Below are 1,929 nucleotides of genomic sequence, written 5' to 3'. Positions count from 1 at the left end.
GTACGCTGCCAAATGACCGTTTCTTCTTTTCCTTTTAAAAAGCTTACCACCGCAAAAACAATAACGGCAAACGTCGTCAGTTTAATTCCTCCACCTGTCGATGTGCTTCCTGCCCCAACAAACATAAGGAAAATCATGAACATCGCTGTCGGCTGGTCAAGTGAACCTACATCAATCGTGTTAAATCCTGCTGTTCTCGGCGTAATACCTTGAAAGTACGATGCCCATAGTTGCTCGGAAAGTGAAAGGGAACCGAGCGTTTTCGGATTATGATGTTCAAGTAAAAAGAAAACAACAGTCGCTAACACGTTCACAACGAGCGTCATCACTAACATGAGTTTCGTATGAATGGACAATTTTCTCCAACGACGTTGATATAACACGTCAAATACGACTGTAAATCCAAGGCCACCAATAACAATTAAGGAAGTGACCGTCATGTTCACGATCGGATCACCGACAAACTTGGATAAATTATCAGGCCATAACGCAAACCCAGCATTATTAAATGACGCGATCGTGTGAAAAAGACTGTAGTAAAGCCCTTTCGTCCAACCCATTTTCGGAACCCAATCGATAGCCAACAATGCCACGCCAACGAGCTCCATAAATAAGGAAAACAACAGCACGTTACGTGCTAGTCGAATGACGCCCCCAAGTGACGGTTGATTCAACGCTTCTTGCATCAACATGCGCTGCTTCATCCCAATTTTTTTGCCAAGGACGATGACGACAAGCACCGCAAACGTCATAATCCCAAGCCCACCAACTTGGATAAGCACCATTAAAACGATTTCCCCGAACGTCGTAAATGTAGATCCTGGATCAATCGGTGCTAATCCCGTTACCGTTGCTGCGGACGTCGACAAAAATAATGCGTCAAGCCAACTAATTTCCCGTTCTGTCGCAATCGGCAGCTTCAACAACACTCCACCGACAACGACGAGAAAAAGAAACATAAGTGCTAACAGTTGTGGCGGACTGAGTTTTAACGGCTTTGTCATTCCTTTTCGCACAACCTCATCCTTCTTTCACATCATGTTTTTATATTTCTCGATTATATATCATTTTCTTTATTAAACAAAGAAGGAAAAAGAAAATAAAGTGTCCAAACACGAACGAGTTTTCTAATGCATATACATACATAAGCAACAAATGACCACCTGTGAGGTGAACGACCATGGGCACGATTTTTTCTGCGCTTGCTTTATTTGTAAAAGAGCTCGTCTTTTTAGTTTCTTATGTAAAAAATAATGCCTTTCCACAACCGCTTGATGCAAAAGAGGAAGCGATGTATTTGAAACAGATGGCGAAAGGAGATGAACATGCTCGAAACAAGCTGATCGAACATAATTTACGTCTCGTCGCTCACATCGTGAAAAAGTTTGAAAACACCGGAGAAGACCCAGAAGATTTAATTTCAATTGGCACGATCGGCTTAATTAAAGCAATTGAAAGCTATTCCACTGGGAAAGGAACGAAGCTTGCCACGTATGCCGCCCGTTGTATTGAAAATGAGATTTTGATGCATCTTCGTTCGCTGAAAAAAACAAGAAAAGATGTTTCTCTTCACGACCCGATCGGGCAAGATCGCGATGGAAATGAAATTAGTTTATTAGATGTATTAAAATCAGAAGATGAAGATATTATCGATATGATCGAAAAAAGTAATGAGCTCGAAAATATTGCCCAACATTTACACATTCTCGATGAACGCGAACGTCAAGTCATTATTAGCCGCTTCGGTTTAAATATGCAACCGGAACGCACCCAGCGCGAAATTGCCAAAGATCTTGGCATCTCACGCAGCTACGTCTCACGCATCGAAAAGCGCGCATTAATGAAACTGTTTCATGAATGTTATAAGCATGATAAAGGAAAAAAAGGATCGTAACTAAAAAGGTGTCCCACACGTTCGGGACACCTTTT

The 1,929-nt window shown here is 41.8% G+C and carries 2 protein-coding genes; one reads left to right on the top strand and one right to left on the bottom strand.

Annotated features, from left to right (window positions below):
• A partial coding sequence (locus V7Z64_RS09365) for a TrkH family potassium uptake protein (protein WP_442885135.1) occupies positions 1-1,004 on the bottom strand: 1,004 nt, incomplete at its 3' end.
• A gap of 176 nt (positions 1,005-1,180) precedes the next feature.
• Between V7Z64_RS09365 and sigK the strand changes: the two genes are divergently transcribed.
• On the top strand, positions 1,181-1,894 hold the full coding sequence (sigK, locus tag V7Z64_RS09360) for an RNA polymerase sporulation sigma factor SigK (protein WP_003393828.1): 714 nt from the start codon (positions 1,181-1,183) through the stop codon (positions 1,892-1,894).
• The last annotated feature ends 35 nt before the right edge of the window (positions 1,895-1,929 follow it).

It is taken from the genome of Anoxybacillus sp. (assembly GCF_036834105.1).
GTDB lineage: Bacteria > Bacillota > Bacilli > Bacillales > Anoxybacillaceae > Anoxybacillus.
The sequence above is the reverse complement of the archived record's forward strand: the minus strand, read 5'-3'. Positions and strand labels throughout refer to the sequence as shown.

Coding starts and splice junctions, on each gene's coding strand:
- sigK (WP_003393828.1), top strand. CDS start 1,181: ATGGGCACGATTTTTTCTGCGCTTGCTTTATTTGTAAAAGAGCTCGTC.